The organism is Halobellus rufus (assembly GCF_000739575.1).
GTDB lineage: Archaea > Halobacteriota > Halobacteria > Halobacteriales > Haloferacaceae > Haloquadratum > Haloquadratum rufum.
In genome coordinates this window covers 36,200-51,671 of the sequence record NZ_BBJO01000006.1, presented here as the reverse complement: position 1 = coordinate 51,671, position 15,472 = coordinate 36,200, and the positions used below count along the sequence as shown (strand labels likewise).

Annotated in this window: 16 protein-coding genes and 2 tRNA genes; 11 read left to right on the top strand and 7 right to left on the bottom strand. The window is 67.2% G+C overall.

Annotated features, from left to right (window positions below; genetic code table 11):
- Positions 1–94: 94 nt before the first annotated feature.
- The 5 genes from ACP99_RS04195 (at position 95) to ACP99_RS04175 (ending at position 3,553) form a co-directional block, all read left to right on the top strand.
- Positions 95–307, top strand: coding sequence for a hypothetical protein (locus ACP99_RS04195; RefSeq protein WP_049985395.1), 213 nt, complete (start codon positions 95–97; stop codon positions 305–307).
- Between the two features lie 6 nt (positions 308–313).
- A complete protein-coding gene (locus tag ACP99_RS04190; RefSeq protein ID WP_049985394.1) occupies positions 314–1,279 on the top strand; it encodes a DUF5794 domain-containing protein in 966 nt (321 codons plus the stop codon).
- Positions 1,280–1,341: 62 nt separating this feature from the next.
- Entirely contained in the window at positions 1,342–1,563 is a 222-nt protein-coding gene (locus tag ACP99_RS04185) for a DUF5795 family protein (RefSeq protein WP_049985393.1), read from the top strand.
- A gap of 87 nt (positions 1,564–1,650) precedes the next feature.
- Positions 1,651–1,830: transfer RNA gene (locus tag ACP99_RS19825), tRNA-Trp, on the top strand.
- Between the two features lie 574 nt (positions 1,831–2,404).
- Complete coding sequence (locus ACP99_RS04175) at positions 2,405–3,553, top strand: mechanosensitive ion channel family protein (protein WP_081927118.1); 1,149 nt, start codon at positions 2,405–2,407, stop codon at positions 3,551–3,553.
- A gap of 68 nt (positions 3,554–3,621) precedes the next feature.
- Here the strand turns inward: ACP99_RS04175 and ACP99_RS04170 are convergent, their stop codons facing one another.
- From ACP99_RS04170 to thyA, 6 genes are all read right to left on the bottom strand, one after another.
- Entirely contained in the window at positions 3,622–3,846 is a 225-nt protein-coding gene (locus ACP99_RS04170) for a hypothetical protein (RefSeq protein ID WP_049985392.1), read from the bottom strand.
- Positions 3,847–4,012: 166 nt separating this feature from the next.
- Positions 4,013–4,087, bottom strand: a tRNA-Glu gene (locus ACP99_RS04165).
- Positions 4,088–4,198: 111 nt separating this feature from the next.
- The gene (locus ACP99_RS04160) at positions 4,199–4,954 is read right to left on the bottom strand and encodes an archaeal proteasome endopeptidase complex subunit alpha (protein ID WP_049985391.1); all 756 of its coding nucleotides are present in this window, start codon (positions 4,952–4,954) and stop codon (positions 4,199–4,201) included.
- Between the two features lie 106 nt (positions 4,955–5,060).
- Positions 5,061–5,246 (bottom strand): HVO_2922 family protein, encoded by a 186-nt coding sequence (locus ACP99_RS04155; protein WP_049985390.1) that lies wholly within the window; start codon positions 5,244–5,246, stop codon positions 5,061–5,063.
- A 119-nt stretch (positions 5,247–5,365) separates the two neighbouring features.
- Complete coding sequence (locus ACP99_RS04150) at positions 5,366–5,968, bottom strand: dihydrofolate reductase (RefSeq protein WP_081927116.1); 603 nt, start codon at positions 5,966–5,968, stop codon at positions 5,366–5,368.
- Positions 5,968–6,966: a thymidylate synthase gene (thyA, locus tag ACP99_RS04145; RefSeq protein WP_049985389.1), complete on the bottom strand. Its 999-nt coding sequence runs from the start codon at positions 6,964–6,966 to the stop codon at positions 5,968–5,970. The genes ACP99_RS04150 and thyA overlap by 1 nt, the downstream gene beginning before the upstream one ends.
- Before the next feature lie 160 nt (positions 6,967–7,126).
- On the opposite strand from thyA, the gene ACP99_RS04140 reads away from it, so the two are divergent.
- From ACP99_RS04140 to ACP99_RS04130, 3 genes are all read left to right on the top strand, one after another.
- Positions 7,127–8,374: a hypothetical protein gene (locus ACP99_RS04140; RefSeq protein ID WP_049985436.1), complete on the top strand. Its 1,248-nt coding sequence runs from the start codon at positions 7,127–7,129 to the stop codon at positions 8,372–8,374.
- Positions 8,375–8,425: 51 nt separating this feature from the next.
- Positions 8,426–8,743 carry a hypothetical protein gene (locus ACP99_RS04135; RefSeq protein ID WP_049985388.1) on the top strand — a complete coding sequence of 106 codons (318 nt, stop codon included), beginning with the start codon at positions 8,426–8,428 and terminating at the stop codon, positions 8,741–8,743.
- Positions 8,744–8,852: 109 nt separating this feature from the next.
- Positions 8,853–10,304 (top strand): MFS transporter, encoded by a 1,452-nt coding sequence (locus ACP99_RS04130; RefSeq protein WP_231554206.1) that lies wholly within the window; start codon positions 8,853–8,855, stop codon positions 10,302–10,304.
- Positions 10,305–10,313: 9 nt separating this feature from the next.
- Here ACP99_RS04130 and ACP99_RS04125 read toward each other — a convergent pair whose 3' ends face one another.
- Positions 10,314–10,799, bottom strand: a complete 486-nt coding sequence (locus ACP99_RS04125; protein ID WP_049985387.1) for a chemotaxis protein CheW — start codon at positions 10,797–10,799, stop codon at positions 10,314–10,316.
- 209 nt (positions 10,800–11,008) lie between these two features.
- On the opposite strand from ACP99_RS04125, the gene cheB reads away from it, so the two are divergent.
- From cheB to ACP99_RS04110, 3 genes are read left to right on the top strand one after another with little or no spacing between them, the layout of a single operon-like run.
- Positions 11,009–12,199, top strand: a complete 1,191-nt coding sequence (cheB, locus tag ACP99_RS04120) for a chemotaxis-specific protein-glutamate methyltransferase CheB (protein ID WP_049985386.1) — start codon at positions 11,009–11,011, stop codon at positions 12,197–12,199.
- A gap of 3 nt (positions 12,200–12,202) precedes the next feature.
- Positions 12,203–14,614, top strand: a complete 2,412-nt coding sequence (locus ACP99_RS04115) for a chemotaxis protein CheA (protein WP_049985385.1) — start codon at positions 12,203–12,205, stop codon at positions 14,612–14,614.
- Complete coding sequence (locus ACP99_RS04110; RefSeq protein WP_049985384.1) at positions 14,614–15,468, top strand: CheR family methyltransferase; 855 nt, start codon at positions 14,614–14,616, stop codon at positions 15,466–15,468. Before ACP99_RS04115 ends, ACP99_RS04110 begins: the two co-directional genes overlap by 1 nt.
- Positions 15,469–15,472: the final 4 nt, after the last annotated feature.

Genomic DNA, 15,472 nt, shown 5'->3' with positions numbered 1-15,472 from the left:
AATCGATTTTTGGCCGACTCTAGTGTGAGAGACGCAGACCCGTGACCCTCTGTCCCACACAACGTTTAATATCCCGTCACGATAGCAATTAGGTATGGACTCCGAGTGTCCCTCTGCATCGCGCATCGCCGGTCAGCAGACCACGGAATTCGATGCGACTTTTACATTTACAGCGATGCAGAACTTCAAACGGGGAAATTGGCTGCTCCCCGCGCTCGATTCGCTCGGAGTGCTCCCGCAGGCCCTCGGCGCGTCCGCGCCGGGCTTGCGCCCGCATCGCCGTCTGGCCGATGGTGACGGCCGTTAGTCGCGAATGAGCGTCTCACGGCATCCGGTCGCGCTCCGCCTCGAGCAGCGGGTGGGCGGTGCGACCCGACTCCTGGCGACGGTGATGGCTCTCCCGCTCGTCGACGGGATCTTCCCGGCACTCATCATCGCTGGCGCGCTCAGCAGTCCGCTCGGCATCATCGAGACCGGACTGCTGATCTTCGGCGGGTCGGCGACGGTCGCGGTCATCCTCGCGGAGATGGACGGCACGCGCCGCGAGCAGGTGACGTCGATCCTCCTCCTCGGCGCGCTGTTGCTCCCCGTCGCGGGGCTCGAGGCCCTCTTCGCGGAGACGCTGAAGAGCGTGCTGAACTTCCAGGTCTTCCACCGGTTCGCCGGCTTGGTGATCCTCGCGGTCGCCGCGAAGACCGCCTCCGCGAAGGTCGGCGAGTATCTCCCCTCCCCGAGCATCATCATCGGCTTCGGCCTGATCGCAAGTCTCGAACTCGGCGGGGCGACGCTCGTGGTCGATCCCAACCTCGGGACGGTCGCCCGCGCGGTCGCCGCTGCCGGAACCGGCGTCGCCTTCGCGCTCGCGGTGGCGACGTTCGCACCGAGCCTCCGCGGGGCCGTCGACATCGACCGCTTCCGCTTCGGCAGTTCGGTCGCGCTGGGAATGCTTGCCGTCGACGTGCTCGGTCTGCTACCGACGGAAGCGCCCGTCGCGTTGGCCGTACTGGGCGTGACGGCGCTGTTCGCCTACGACCCGGACGCGGAACTGGACCACGAGGCAGAGGCGGTCGACGACGTCGACGACGGCCCCGATCGAGACCAACTGCAGGAGGTCGAGGAACGCGACGTCGCGGGTGACGCGCTCTCGTCGATCCGAGCGGCCGTCACCGACGGCGGCGACGGTGACGACTCCGAAGACGAGCGCGAGTCCAACGAAACCGGCGGCGACGTCGGCTACGGCTACCCGGATTCGGACGGCTCGCGAGCGCCGTGGCTCTGAACGGTCTGTGAAGACCGCCACGTGCGCGACGGATTTACCATCCTCCGCGTCTTCGACGGGGTATGAGCAATCGCGTCGTGGAAGGACGGATGGTGACACCCAAGCGGCTCGCCGAACTCGTCGAAGGCGAGCGTCCGATGGAGGCGGAGCCGATAGAAGACGCGGAGATGGACTGTCCCGAATGCGGCGAAAACGTCCTCTCGGTGGGGTATATGCCGAGCGTGACCGAGTTCGTGACGGCGTACAAGTGCCAGGAGTGTTCGTGGTCCGACACTGACCGATGACCGGTCTGGCGGCTGGGCGAGATCGGATTCCGTCGACCGATCGTAATTCCTTTATGCCGTATCGGCATACGAGCAGTTGCAGACACAGGGGCCGTGGCCAAGCCCGGCATGGCGACTGACTCCAGAGGCTTGGCGCCCGGTGACGACACTCCAGACTGATATACCGAGCGACCGACTGATCATCGGTTCGCGACGACGACCCTCTGGAGTACCGAGGCGCGTACCGGAGATATCAGTCGATCGGGGGTTCAAATCCCTCCGGCCCCATTCCAAAAAATACCTTTTTCTGAGCCCTAGGTAACGACAGAGCCAAAAATCCGAGATGCAGATCGTGGGCGAAGCGGGAAGCGTGTCTACTCAGTGCTCGGATCGGCGACGTTCTCGAGATCAATCCCGTCGAGTTCTTTTTTGATAGCCTGATCGATCTCAGCATCCGATTCGAGTGGTCCGATTTTGTTACTCAGTTTCCGATACTTCCGCAGGGCACTGAACCGGCTGAAACAACTTCCACAGAGAGACGCGACAGCAGCCTTTGGGATCTCACGACACCGGGTTTTGACGAGGTAGCGTCGACTATGTTCTGCGAAGCGATAGCGGTGAGGGGCCTCTGGAAGCTCGATCTGACAGCGGGCGCAACTGACCGCTGTGCGTTCCATATGAGTGCTAGGTATTCTCTGATGTCATCTTATAATTCATTTCATTCTACAACCAGCCAGGCTCTGGTGCCTCGCCGAAAAGCCCGGGATCCAGTCCGAACAGTTCAGATGTCAGCTACCGGGAGACCGGAACAGCGTCGACGGTGCGGAGAAATGGTTATCTCCGCCACTCGCGACGATAGGGTATGCTTTCCTCGCTTCTCAGGCTATTCGAGGGGTTCACTGCGCTCGAATCGACAGTCGCCGTGTTGGTCGTTTCCGTCGCCGCAGCCGTCGCGATGGAGTTCGTGATTCTTCGGGTAGCCTACCGATACGTGTCGAATACGGACACGGAGTACGACAACATCGTCGTCGCCTCGGTCCGTGCGCCGCTCGTGGTCACCGCTGCACTCGTCGGCGTCTACGTACTCACCCAAGTTCCGACCGTTCGATCGTCTGTCCTGTTCACGCCGGCGGCGCTCGACGGTCTCCTCGGCCGGCCCTCCCTGTCTGTCATCGTCCTCGTCTGGGCGTACGCGGCCAACAACGTGGTGAATCGGCTCGTGGACGCCGTCAACGCGGAAGGGAACCGGTTCGACTTCGCCCCCGTCTTCTCGAACGTCTGGACGCTGGCCGTGCTGGTCGGCAGCGCCGGGACGTTGCTGTGGCTGTGGGGAATCGAGATCACGCCGCTTCTCGGTGCCGCCGGTGTCGCGGGTATCGCCGTCGGATTCGCGGCGAAAGACACCGTGGCCAACTTCTTCGGCGGCATCGCGCTGTACTTCGACGACACCTACAAACTCGGGGACTACATCGTCCTCGACGACGGCACCGCCGGGACGGTCATCAAAGTCGGCGTCCGCTCGACCACGTTGCTCACCCGCGATGAGGTGATGGTGACCGTTCCGAACGCGGCGCTCAACGCCTCGAAAGTGACCAACGAGTCGGCACCGCAACGTCGCCGACGAGTTCGGGTTCCGATCGGCGTCGCCTACGGAACCGACATCGACGCCTTCGAGGAACTCGCAGTCGAGACTGCACTGGCCGAACCGCTGGTGTTGGACTCGCCGAAGCCGCGGGCGCGATTCAGATCGTTCGGAGACTCGGCCCTCCAGTACGAACTGCTCTGCTGGGTGAACGGGCCGACGCGTCGACGCCGTGCGCAACACGAACTCAACCGCGCGCTGTACAAGGCGCTGAACGCCGCCGAAATCGAGATTCCGTACCCCAAGCGCGACGTGACGATCCGTGAGATGAGCGGAGGCGATTCAGACGGCGTCGCCGACCACCCATCCCTTGATTTACAGGCCCGGGAACGGGATGGCGACGGTACCGGAACGAACGAAGCGGTGTAACCCTAGCGGCGAGGCTACGACAGTTGTTTGCGTCACTCAATCGAACTGACAGGTCGTTCCGGACGCATTCACGCGAATTCCGCCAGCAACAGGAGCACGCTGGGCGCGGCCAAGAGCACGACGCCGACGACCAGCAGGACGGCCGGGATCCAGAGGAGCCCCAGGTCGGTGAGGAGCCACAGCCCGAGGCCCGCGAGGAGTACGAGCAACCCGACGAGGCGCAGTGCCCACGTAACGACGCCCTCGAGTCCCGAGTCAGCGACGACGTCGACCACTTCGAGTGCTTCGTCCATTGTGCGCGAGGCCTCATCGCCGCACTCACTTAGGTCGTGCGACCGCGGCCGAGGGAATCTATTTGCGTAGGCGGTAGCAGGAGTAGAGCACACTTCGTCGGTCGGGAGGTCGAATTCCGTCGATTCAAGGACTGTCGGGAATCCGAGACGGCGTCGAAAAAAGGAGTGCTCCGTCAGGGATTCGAACCCTGGTCCTTGCCGTGAGAGGGCAAGATGATTGGCCGGACTACACCAACGGAGCGGTGCGACATCTCTGGATATCGCCGGGATATGTAAAACGGTTCCGTTTTACCCCCGCCGTGCGGTGGTGTGGCGTACACAACGAGCGTACAGCGTGGAAAACCGATCGCCGCTATTCGTCGTCGTCAGCGTCATCAGTCGCAGTCTCCTGAGAGGAATCGACGACGTCTGCGATCTCGGCCTCGGGGAGGTCTCGATACCCCTCGGCCGTGATCGTCGCGATCGTCACGTTCTCGGCGTCGAGTTCGTCGTCTGTACGCAAGAGCGCTCGAACGGCGGTTTCGACGCCCTCGTCGGTCGTGAGCGAATCGGACCATTCCTCTTCGAGGAACTCTTGAATGTCGTCGCGACCGGATCCGATCGCGACCGCTCGCCACTCTTGGGGAGCGCCCGACGGGTCGGTCTGGTAGAGTCGCGGGCGGGCATCGGACCCATCGCCGTCCATTCCGGCGATCAACAGCGCGGCACCGAACGGACGCGTCCCGCCGTACTGCGTCGTCTCCTGAATCTCGTCGGAGAGGGTCTTGGTGAGCGTCTCGACCCCGAGCGGTTCCCCGTAGCGAAGCCGATTGCGCTGTGCCGCGGTCCGAGCGTCGTCGATCAGCCGTCGAGCGTCGGCGACGTGGCCCGCGGAGGCCGCACCGAGGAAGTCGTCGAGTTTGTGCAGTTTCTCGATGCTCTCGCCCTCCATCAGCGAGGACGCCGTCCGACGCAGGGCCGCGAGGACGACGCCGTCCGCCGTTCGGATCCCGAGGCTGGGTGCCCCGCGATTGACTGCCTCGCGAGCGTACTCGACCTGATAGATGCGTCCGTCGGGTGAGAAAAGCGACGTCCCCCGATCGTACGCCTGCTGGTCGTTTCGGTTCATCTGCCTCACTCGGGGCCGTGGACTGATAAACCCACCACCGCCACGGGATTTTACCGGCTCTGCAGAGCGCGAACTCGACGGCGCGAGGGGCAAGTTGCCGACCGAATCAGGAGTCTACCTCGACGACGTCGGCCTCCGCGGCGTTCTGCTTGACGCTGTCGATCCCCTGCGTCGCCTTCTGCTTCGTGGCGTACCCCTCGCCGCTGTCGGCGATGATGTTGCCGTTCGCGTGAACGAGTCGCCAGCGATACTGTCCTGCACTGTCTTCGAACAGCTCGAACGTCGCGCTCATACGGTGCGCGATTTGTTGGCATACCGTAAAAATATGTCCCACGTTCGACACTCGCGAGTAAAACCGAAGTTGTCTCGCTCGCCGTGCTGCCGTCTCACCCGTCGCTGCGTTGCTTGCCCTCAGGAGTCGACCCGCTCGTAGGTGACGAAGTCGAACTCCTCGTGTGGATCGCGCTCGATCTCGATCCACTCGTCCTCGTCCCACGCCGGGAAGTGCGTGTCGCCGTCGTAGCTCCCGTGGATCTCGGTGAGAATCAGGCGATCCGCGCGGGGGAGGAACTGTTCGTAGACGCGCCCGCCGCCCGCGACGTACGCCGTCTCGACCCCCCGTTCGGCGGCGTCGGCCGCCGCTCGTTGGATCGCCTCCTCGACGGAGTTCGCCAGCACAGCGCCCGCCGGGAGGTCCAGCGACTGCGAGGTGAGCACGACCGTCGTTCGCCCGGGGAACGGCTCTCTGAGAGCCTCGACGACCGCCTCGTAGGTCTTGCGTCCGACGATCACCGGATGACCCGTCGTCGTTCGTTTGAAGAACCGCAGGTCCTCGCTGTAGTGCCACGGCATCCCCCCGTCGCGACCGATGACGCGGTTCTCCGCGACCGCGGCGATCAAGGCGAGTTCGACGTCGGCGTCGGTGCCGCTGTCGCTGTCGGCGGCGTCGGGGGCGCTGTCGTCAGTATCGGTTCTTCCGTCGCTGTCGGCGGCGTTCGGAGCGGATTCGCGCATCACTCGGCCACCGCGAACTCGATCCCCGGCGCGGGGTCGTACCCGGACAGTTCGACGTCGTCGTAAGTGAGTTCGTCGAGCGGCACGTCGGCGACGTCGATCGAGGGGCGCTCGCGGGGCTCCCGGGCGCACTGTTCGAGCAGTCCGGGGACGTGGTCGTATCGCTCCTCGCCGTCGGCTTCCGGCGGCGCGCTCTCGACGAGCCACTCGCGGACGTCGCGGTACTGGCTCCGATCGTCGACGGCCGCGAGGCGGGACTGCAACTCGCCGAGGTTGTCGGCGTACCACGCGCCGCGGTCGCCAGCGCCGCAGTAGACGTGGGCGTCGACGACGCTGTGGGCGAACTCGCCGACCTCGAAGCCGGTCCGCTGAGCGAGCGCCGTCGCCAGGAGCGAGTACGCCGCGATGTTGAACGGGATGCCGAGCGCGACGTCGCCGGAGCGCTGGTGGAGGTGGACGTTCAACCGGTCGCCCTGGACGTTGAGCACGAACGTGTAGTGACACGGCGGGAGCGTCGAGACCGCGGCGTTGGCGGGGTGCCACGCGTTGACGACGATCCGCCGGGAGTTGGGGTTCTCCCGGAGCATGTCCAGCGCGTAGGCGATCTGGTCGAACGTCCCCTCGTCGTTCATCCAGCGATGGTCGTCCGCCGGCCACGACTCGCCCGGAAGCCCCTCTTCGGGCACCGGAAAGCGCCGCCAGAAGCGCCCGTAGGCGGTGTCGAGGTGTCCCTCATCGTCGGCCCACGCGTCCCAGATGCCGGTCTCCTCGCGGAGCGTTCGGATGTGCTGTTCGCCGGAGAGGTACCAGACGAACTCGTGGATCAGCGAGTTCCAGCGCGCCCCCGAGAGGTCTTTCGTCGTCAGCAGCGGGAAGCCCTCCGAGAGGTCGACGCGGTAGTGCTGGCTGAACGCCGAAATCGTGTCCACGCCCGTTCGATTCGGCTTGTGTCCCCCTTCTTCGAGGACGTCGGTGACGAGGTCGAGATATTGGCGCATCGGTCGAGTTGCTGTATCCTGTAGTGCGTGCAGTCTTGATTGTTCGGGTCCGGGGGCACCCGATTGACTCGCACTCCTCGAACCGGAGCGGTGCGGTCTGGCCGATCCGACCGGGCATCCGACCGAACGGCTAAGTCGTCCCGTGGTGAACGGCCGGTCGATGACGACGCTCGCCGAGCCTGCGGTGCTCGCCGCCGCGAAGGAGACGCTCTACCCCGACCTCCCGGACCGGTCCGACCAGTACGTCGTCACCGAATCGCAGTTCACGGCCGACTCGTGGGGCGAGTGGTCGGTTCCCGAGGAGGTGCGCGAGCGACTCAGACCCTTCAACTCGATCCGGCTCTCCTCGGGCGAACCGGACCTGCTCGGCGTGGGGCTACCGTCCGGAACGGTGTTGGACGGGGACGTGTCCGAGAGCCCCGTCGTCGCGGTCGAAGCGAAGGGCCACCGGGCGAACGGCGGAGCCGTCGACGTCGCCCGCGGCATCGAGCAGGTGCACTCGCGGCTCTCGGAGGTGAACCTCGGCTACGTGGCCGTCCCCGCCGAGAGCGTCACCGAGACGTCGCGCTCGCTCGCCCGGGAGTTGAACGTCGGCGTCGTCGGCGTCGAGAGCGCCGACGCCGCGTCGGTGCTCGAACCGCCGCGGGTGACCGGGGCGGGCGAGTTCTCGACGGGCGTGGAGGCGATCCGGTTCCAGGCGCGAACGCACCGCCTGACCGACGGGAGCTTCCCGGTCAATCACCCGAAGAACTACCTCGGCTACGCCCTGGCGCTCGCGGCCGACGGGGACACGGAGGCGACGTACGCCGAGCACGTCATCCGACTCGTCGGAGACGGCCGCCGCGGAGCGGTCCTCCTCGGACTCGTGGACCCCCGCGGCGTCGACCGACTCACCCACCTCGGGCGGGAAGTCGTCCGCTTCGCGCGCTCGGAGTGCGGGAGCGTCGAGGCGGCGCTGGCGCGGTTCGACGAGTGGACCGGCAGCCAAGAGCGGTTCACGGAACTCGCCCCGCGCTGGGCGCAGCTCGCCCGGAGCGTGACGATGCAGTACGAGCCGACGACGCTCGTCGTCGACGCGCTCGAGAACCTCCACCGCGACGGCGTCCGCCCGGCGAGGCTCCCGGCGGTGGCGGAAGCCGCCTGCGAGATCAACCGCCCGCTGGCCGTCGAGGTGTTCTTCACCGAGCGCGAGCGCGACGCCGTGCTGCGGAGCGACGGGACGCTCGATCCGACGGCGCTCGACGACCCCTCGGTGTACAAGTCGGGCCTCCACTTCCAGTACAAGGCCCAACTGTACCACGTCGGCCTCGTGACCGACCGCGGCACCGACGACAAGGCGGCCGCGCTCGACGACGAGTGGGCGCTCGAACAGCCCGCGGGCGCGTACCGGACGGTCCGGCGGAGCTGAACGGCGAGCGGCTCCGAACGTATTTATCTGAAGACGGGACCAGACGGGACGATGGAGCGATCATTTCGCGTCAGGACCGACGGGCGGTCGTTCACGATCACCGCGGTCGACAGGGACGATTGGACGGATATGCGCGATCCGTGTCCGGAGTGTGCGAGCCGCGCGTTCGACCACGTCTCGACCTCCGGCGGTCGCTACGAACTCCGGGCGGGCGCGGTCGTGCGCCGGACAGATCGCTGGAACGCGGACCGGTCGCTCCACACGAGTTGTCGGAACTGCGGTGCGGTGCTCGACAAACACCCGGCCTACGACCTCTTGTTCGACCGCGACGGCGACGACGAGCGGGCAGCGAGTTCCGAGTCGGTCTGACCGGGTGTGTCCAGAGCGGCGTCCGCACTACCGGCCGACCGCGACGCCGTCTGTGTTCGGCCCGCGCCGACCGCCAACAACTATAGGTCGCCCCGCCGTTCCGCCGGACGTGCGAGAACGCGGGAGAGAAACTGGTGGCGCAACCGCGGCGGAACCGACACCGACGGAGGTCGCTGACGGGGGCGTCGACGGCGGCGGCGCGCCCGGAACGGACGGCTGGCTCTACGGGTGGGCGATGGGCTACGCCGCCGTCGGTGCCGCGTCGCTTCTCGTCCCGCTGTACGCGATCGACCTCGGGGCGGGCGCGCTCGTCGTCAGCCTCGTCGCCGCGACGGCCGCCTTCGCGGGCGCTCCGGGAGCGATCCTCTGGGGGCGGCTGGTGGCGCGGACGCGACGCCGGCGGCCGTTCGTCCTCGTCGCGCTCGGGCTCTCGGCGGCCGTCTTCGTCCTGCTGCCCTTCCTCTCCTCGCCGTGGACGGTGCTGCTGGCCAACGCGGCGCTGTGGTTCGTCGTCGCCGCCGCCGCACCCGTGTTGAACGTGATCGTCGTGGAGGGGCACGCCCCGCCCGCGTGGCCGCGGCGGTTCGGCCGGCTGAACCACGTGCAGGGGTACGGCTGGCTGGCCGGACTCGTCGCCGGCGGCGCGTGGTCGGCGGTCGTCGGGAGCCGGTTCGCGCTGTCGCCGCTGGCCTCGAAGCGATTGTTCTTCGTCCTCAGCGCCGTCGTCACTCTCGGCGGGATCGCCGTCGTCGTCCTCCGGTACCCCGAGCCGACGGACGTCTCCGAAAGGCGGTTCCGACGGCTCGCTCGGCGGGTCGCTGTCCCCAACGGCACTGCGGCGCGGGCCACGCGTGCCGTGCCGTTCGGCCCCGGACGGATGTACTGGGCGTTCCGGGAACTGACGGCCCGGCGGTCCCGCGGCGGCGCTACCCGGGACCAGGGTATCTTGGCGGGTCTCCGAGAGCGCTTCTCCGAGAGGCTGCTGCGCTATCTCTTCGCCGCGACGGTCTTCTTCGCCGGGTTCTCGGCGTTCTTCGGCCCGCTTCCGGCGTACCTCGTCGACGCGGGCTACGCGACCGACGAGGTGTTCGGGCTGTTCATCGCGAGTTCGGCGGCCTCCGCGGCGACGTACGCGGCCGCCGGGAGCGCGGCGGCGACGTACGACCCGTTCCGGCTCCAGGCCGGCGCGCTGCTGTTCCGCGCGGGAGCGTTCCCGGTGGTCGCCGTCGCCGGAGCGGCCGTCGCACCGCCCGCGGGCCTGTTCGTCGTCGGCGCGCTGTTCCTCGCGATCGGCGGCTCGTGGGCCGTCATCGCCGTGACCGCGACCGGACTCGTTTCCGAACTCGCGCCAGAGTCGGCCCGCGCGGAAGCGCTCGGGCTGTACACCGCCATCGGCAGCCTCGGCGGGGGCCTCGGGAGCGTCGTCGGGGGCGCGGTCGCCGACGGCGTCGGCTACCTCCCGGCGTTCGGCGTCGCCGGTGGCTGCGTCGTCGCCGGGCTGGCGCTGGCGCTCAGGGCGGCTCAGCGGGAACAGACGTCGGAACGGCGTGCCGCGGGGTGAGAACCCGAGCTAGGAATCGGCGGTTTTCGTCGGCGAGATCCAGACGACGAGGTCCTCGTCGCGGCGGACGATGCCCTCGATGAAGTCGCCGTGTTCCATCGGCGGCTCCTCGACGTCGTCCATCGAGACCCGGACCACCTGATCGACCTCGTCGACCAGCCAGCCTACCGCGGCGGCGTCGTCGAACTGCTTCGCGTCGAAGATGACGATCCGACTCGCTTCGCCGGTGTCGTCCGTGTTCAAGAGCGTCTTCGGGTTCACGATCGAGGTGGTACGCCCCCGCAGGTCCATCACGCCCTCGACGTACGCCGGGGCGTTCGGGACCGTCGTGAGCGAGCCGCGGTCGACGATCTCCGAGACGTAGTCGATGTCGACACAGTACGTTTCCTCGCCCAGTTCGAACTCGAGGACCTGCATCTGTCGGGCGGTGGCGTCGCCGTCGTCTGTGGCGGCCGAGTCGGATGGGCCCGCCGCCACGGATTGGTTCTGCGCCATAGTGGTGATTCCGACAACCGATGGGGCCGCCGGTGTCGTCTACGAGACCGGACAGACCGGCAATAAATGTACTCACACCATTATCACGGCTGATTCTCGCCGGGGAGTGCTTAAGTCCCCGAGTCCGGAACCTCGGAGACAGAGATGTGCGGGCACGACCACGGTGCCGGGACCGCGGGTCACGGCCACCGACGCGGGGGCGACGGGCGATGAGCGCGGCCGCCGGCCCCGGAAGCGGTGACGGGGCTACCCGCGCGGTCGTCGTCGACGACTCGCGGTTTATGCGGACGCTGATCCGGAACCTCCTCGAGGACGGCGGCGTGGAAGTCGTCGGCGAGGCGAAAAACGGTGTCGAGGCCGTCGAGACCGTGGGAGACTGCCACCCGGACGTCGTCACGATGGACATCGAGATGCCGACGATGAACGGTCTCGAAGCGGTCGACGCCATCATGCGCGACCATCCGACGCCCGTGTTGATGCTGTCGGCGCACACCGAGGAAGACGCCGACGTGACGTTCGAGGCGCTGGACCGCGGAGCGGTCGACTTCGTCACGAAGCCCGGGGGCGAGGTCACCTCGTCGATGCCGCGCGTGAAACAGGAACTCGTCGAGAAGGTCGAATCCGCCGCCCGAGTCGACCTCACCGCGGACGCCCGGGCCGCTATCACCGATCGATCACCGGCGAAATCGAGGGGGTCTGCAACCCCGTCGCCGACCACGCCCGATTCGGAAGCAACGGTTGGATCGCTCGATGCCGAGGAATCAAGCCGAACGACCGCGTCGGCGTCTCCGGATCGGGAGACGGCACGCCGGTATCCCGAGGTGGGCACGCTCGTCGTCGGCGCGTCGACGGGTGGACCGAACGTCGTCGAACGCGTCGTCGCCGCGTTGCCGCCCGCGGCGAACCTCCGGGTGCTGATCGTCCAGCACATGCCCGAGGGGTTCACCGAGCGGTTCGCGGCCAGACTCGACGAGCGGTCGGAGTACGCCGTCGAAGAGGCCGAATCTGGCGAACGGATCGAGGCTGGACAGGCGCGCGTCGCGCCCGGCGGGAAACACCTGCTCGCGACGAGCGACCGGAACCGCCGGCTCAGACTGGAACTGACAGAGACCGAGCAGATCCACGGCGTCCGTCCGGCGATCGACCTGACGATGGCGTCGGCGGCCGAGACCGTCGAGGGGCCGATCTGCGGGGTCCTGCTCACCGGAATGGGCCGCGACGGCGTCGACGGGATGCGACGGATCGCTCGCGGCGGCGGACACACCGTCGCCCAAGACGAGGCAACCTCGGCGATCTTCGGGATGCCGCGGCGGGCCATCGAGACCGGATGCGTCGACGTCGTCGCGGCCGCCGAGGACGTCGCTTCGAGCGCCTTGCGGTTCTTCGCGGAGGAGGAGTGACCAATGGACGACGAACTATACCAGGAATTCATCACCGAGTCGGAGGAGAGTATCACGCAGTTGAACAACTCCCTCCTCGATCTGGAGGCGAACCCCGAAGACACGGAGGCGATCGACGACATCTTCCGACAGGCGCACACCCTGAAGGGCAACTTCGGGGCGATGGGCTTCGAGAACGCCGCGACCGTGGCTCACGCCGTCGAGGACCTACTCGACGCGGTTCGGAACGGCGAGATCGAGGTCACGCCCGAGCGGATGGACCTCGTCTTCGACGGGATGGACGAGATCCTCGACATCCTCCACGAGATCGAGTCCAACGGCGAGTCCCAGCGCGATCCGAGCGACCTCGTGGAATCGATCCGCGCGGCCGCGGAGCCTACGCAGGAATCCGACGATGCGGACTCCTCCTCCGCGGCGGCCGACGCCGACGGGGAAGCGGAGACGCCGTCGACGACCGAACGGACGAGCGGCCACGAGGCGCTGGACCGGGCCAGGGATCTCCTCGACGCGGGCGACCCCGCGCTCGCTGACGCGGCTCACCTGTACCAGGCCCGGATCGAACTCGACACGGGAGACATGAAGGGCGTCGACGGCGGACTGTTCGTCAACGGGCTCCCGGAGGACCTCGACGTCGTCGGCGCGGAGCCGAGCCTGAACGGGATCGCCGAGGGCGAGTTCGGCGACGACGTCGTGCTGTTCGTCGCCGACGCCTCCCGCGCGGAACTCAAATCGGCGCTGACCGACATCTGGAAGGTGGAGTCGGTGGCGCTGACCGACGTCGGTGCGTTCCTCGACCGTGCGGGCGACACGGAAACCGACGCGGACGTTGACGAGCCACCTGCCGCGGGCTCGGAAAGCCCCGCGGAGGACGGAGACGTCGACGCCGAATCCGCGGCCGCCGCCGTCGACGCCGTCGTCGACGCCTACACCTCGTCGGACGACACGGCGGAGGACACCGAAGCGACCGCTAGTACGGCCACCGCGGCCGAGAACGAAAAGAGCTCGACCGCTGACTCGGACGTCGACGGCCCGAGCGCGGGCGTCGATGAAGGGCCGAGCGCGGATAGCGAGGCGGAATCCGACGCAGATGGTGAGGCCGCAGACGAAGAGAAGACCGCCACCGAGGAACGGTCCGAACGCGCCGGCGGCAGCGACGGCACGGACGACGCCGGAGACGCCGAGGGATCGACGCCGTCGATCTCGGAGGTGAAGTCCGTCCGCGTCGACGTCGACCAGTTGGACGAACTCCACAGCCTCGTCGAGCAGCTGGTGACCAGCCGAATCAAACTCCGGCAGGCCATCGACGCGGACGACACCGCCGGCAAGGACACAATCGACGAACTGGACAAGATCTCCTCGAACCTGCAGGACACGGTGATGGATATGCGGCTGATCCCGCTGAAGAAGGTCTTCGACAAGTTCCCGCGGCTCGTCCGCGACCTCGCCCGCGAGGAGGACAAGAAGGTCCGCTTCTCCGTGGAGGGACAGGACATCGAACTGGACCGGACCATCCTCGACGAGATCTCCGACCCGCTGATGCACGTGCTCCGGAACGCGGTCGATCACGGGATCGAGCCGCCCGAGGAGCGCGAGGCGGCGGGGAAGTCCCGGACCGGATCGGTCGAGCTGCGCGCCGAGCGCGAACACGACACCGTCGTCATCACCGTCGAGGACGACGGGGCCGGCATCGACGCCGACGTGATCAGAGAGAAGGCGGCCGAGAAGGGGGTCCACTCGCCGGAGAAACTGGCTGAACTCCCCGACGAGGAGGTGTACGACCTCATCTTCCACCCCGGGTTCTCGACCAACGACGAGATCACGGACGTCAGCGGCCGCGGCGTCGGGATGGACGTCGTGAAGACCACGGTCGAATCGCTCGACGGCTCCGTGAACGTCGACAGCACGCTCGGGGAGGGGACGTCGATCTCGATTCGGCTGCCCGTGACGGTCGCGATCATCAAGGTCCTGTTCGTCCAGATCGACGATCGGGAGTTCGGCGTGCCGATCAAGTACATCGACGAGATCTCCACCCAGCAGCGGATCCAGCGGGTCGACGGCGCGGAGGTCATCGTCCACGAGGACCACATCTTCCCGCTGATCCGGCTTCGGGACGCGCTGTCGATCGATTCAGAGTCGGACCACGACGGGATGATCGTCCGCGTCCGCCCGGCAGACCGGCAGGTGGCCGTCCGGTGCGACGGGGTCGCCCGACAGGAGGAGGTCGTCGTCACGCCGCTTCAGGGACCGCTCAAGGGGACCGAGGGGCTCTCCGGGACCGCCGTCGTCGGCGACGGGAACGTGGTGCCGATACTCGACATCAACTCGCTGCCGATCCCCGACCGCGGCAAGCAGGCCCGGCGAGGGTGGACCCCGCCGGCCGACGACAGCCCAGACGCAGAGGAGGCAGCCGACTGATGGGGCTCGGAGACGTCGAACGGGACGCCGATTCCGACGCGTTCGACGACCTGCTCGCGTACATCGAGTCGTCGCTGTCGTTCGCGACCAGTTCGTACAACCGATCCTACCTCGACAGGCGCGTCTCCGCGCGGATGCGACGCCGACACGTCGAGGAGTACGACGCCTACCAGCGGCTCCTTCGGGAGGAAGCGGACGAACGGGAGGCGCTGTTGAACGCCCTCAGCGTCAACGTCACGAGCTTCTTCCGCAACCCCGACGTGTGGGACGGCCTCCGGGAGCTACTGGCCGAACTCAGCGACGCCGGGCGCGTCCGGATCTGGAGCGCCGCGTGTTCGGACGGTCGGGAGGCGTACTCCGCGGCGATGCTGGCGCTCGGCGACGACCGGATCGACCACCGGCGCGTCGAGATCCTCGGGACCGACATCAAACCCGAGATCCTCCGGGTCGCCCGTCGCGGGGAGTACCGCGCCTCCGAGACGAACGACCTCGAAGAGCAGCTCGAACCGCTGGCGCACAGCGACCGGTACGTCGAGCGCGACGGCGACGCCTACCGCGTCACCGACGAGGTCAGAGACCTCGTCTCGTTCCGACGCCACGATCTGGTGCAGGAGGAGCCCCCCCAGACGTTCGATCTGGTCATCTGCCGGAACCTGTTCATCTACATCAACACCGAGGCCAAGGAGGCGATCTTCGAGACGCTCGGTTCGGCCGTCAGACCGGGTGGATACCTGACGATCGGGATGACAGAGACCGTGCCCTCCTCGTGTCGCGACCGCTTCGAGGCGGTGGAAAAGCGGCTCAGGATCTACCGCGACACGGGAGCGAAACAGCCCTCGACAGCGCGGAGGTGAGCGG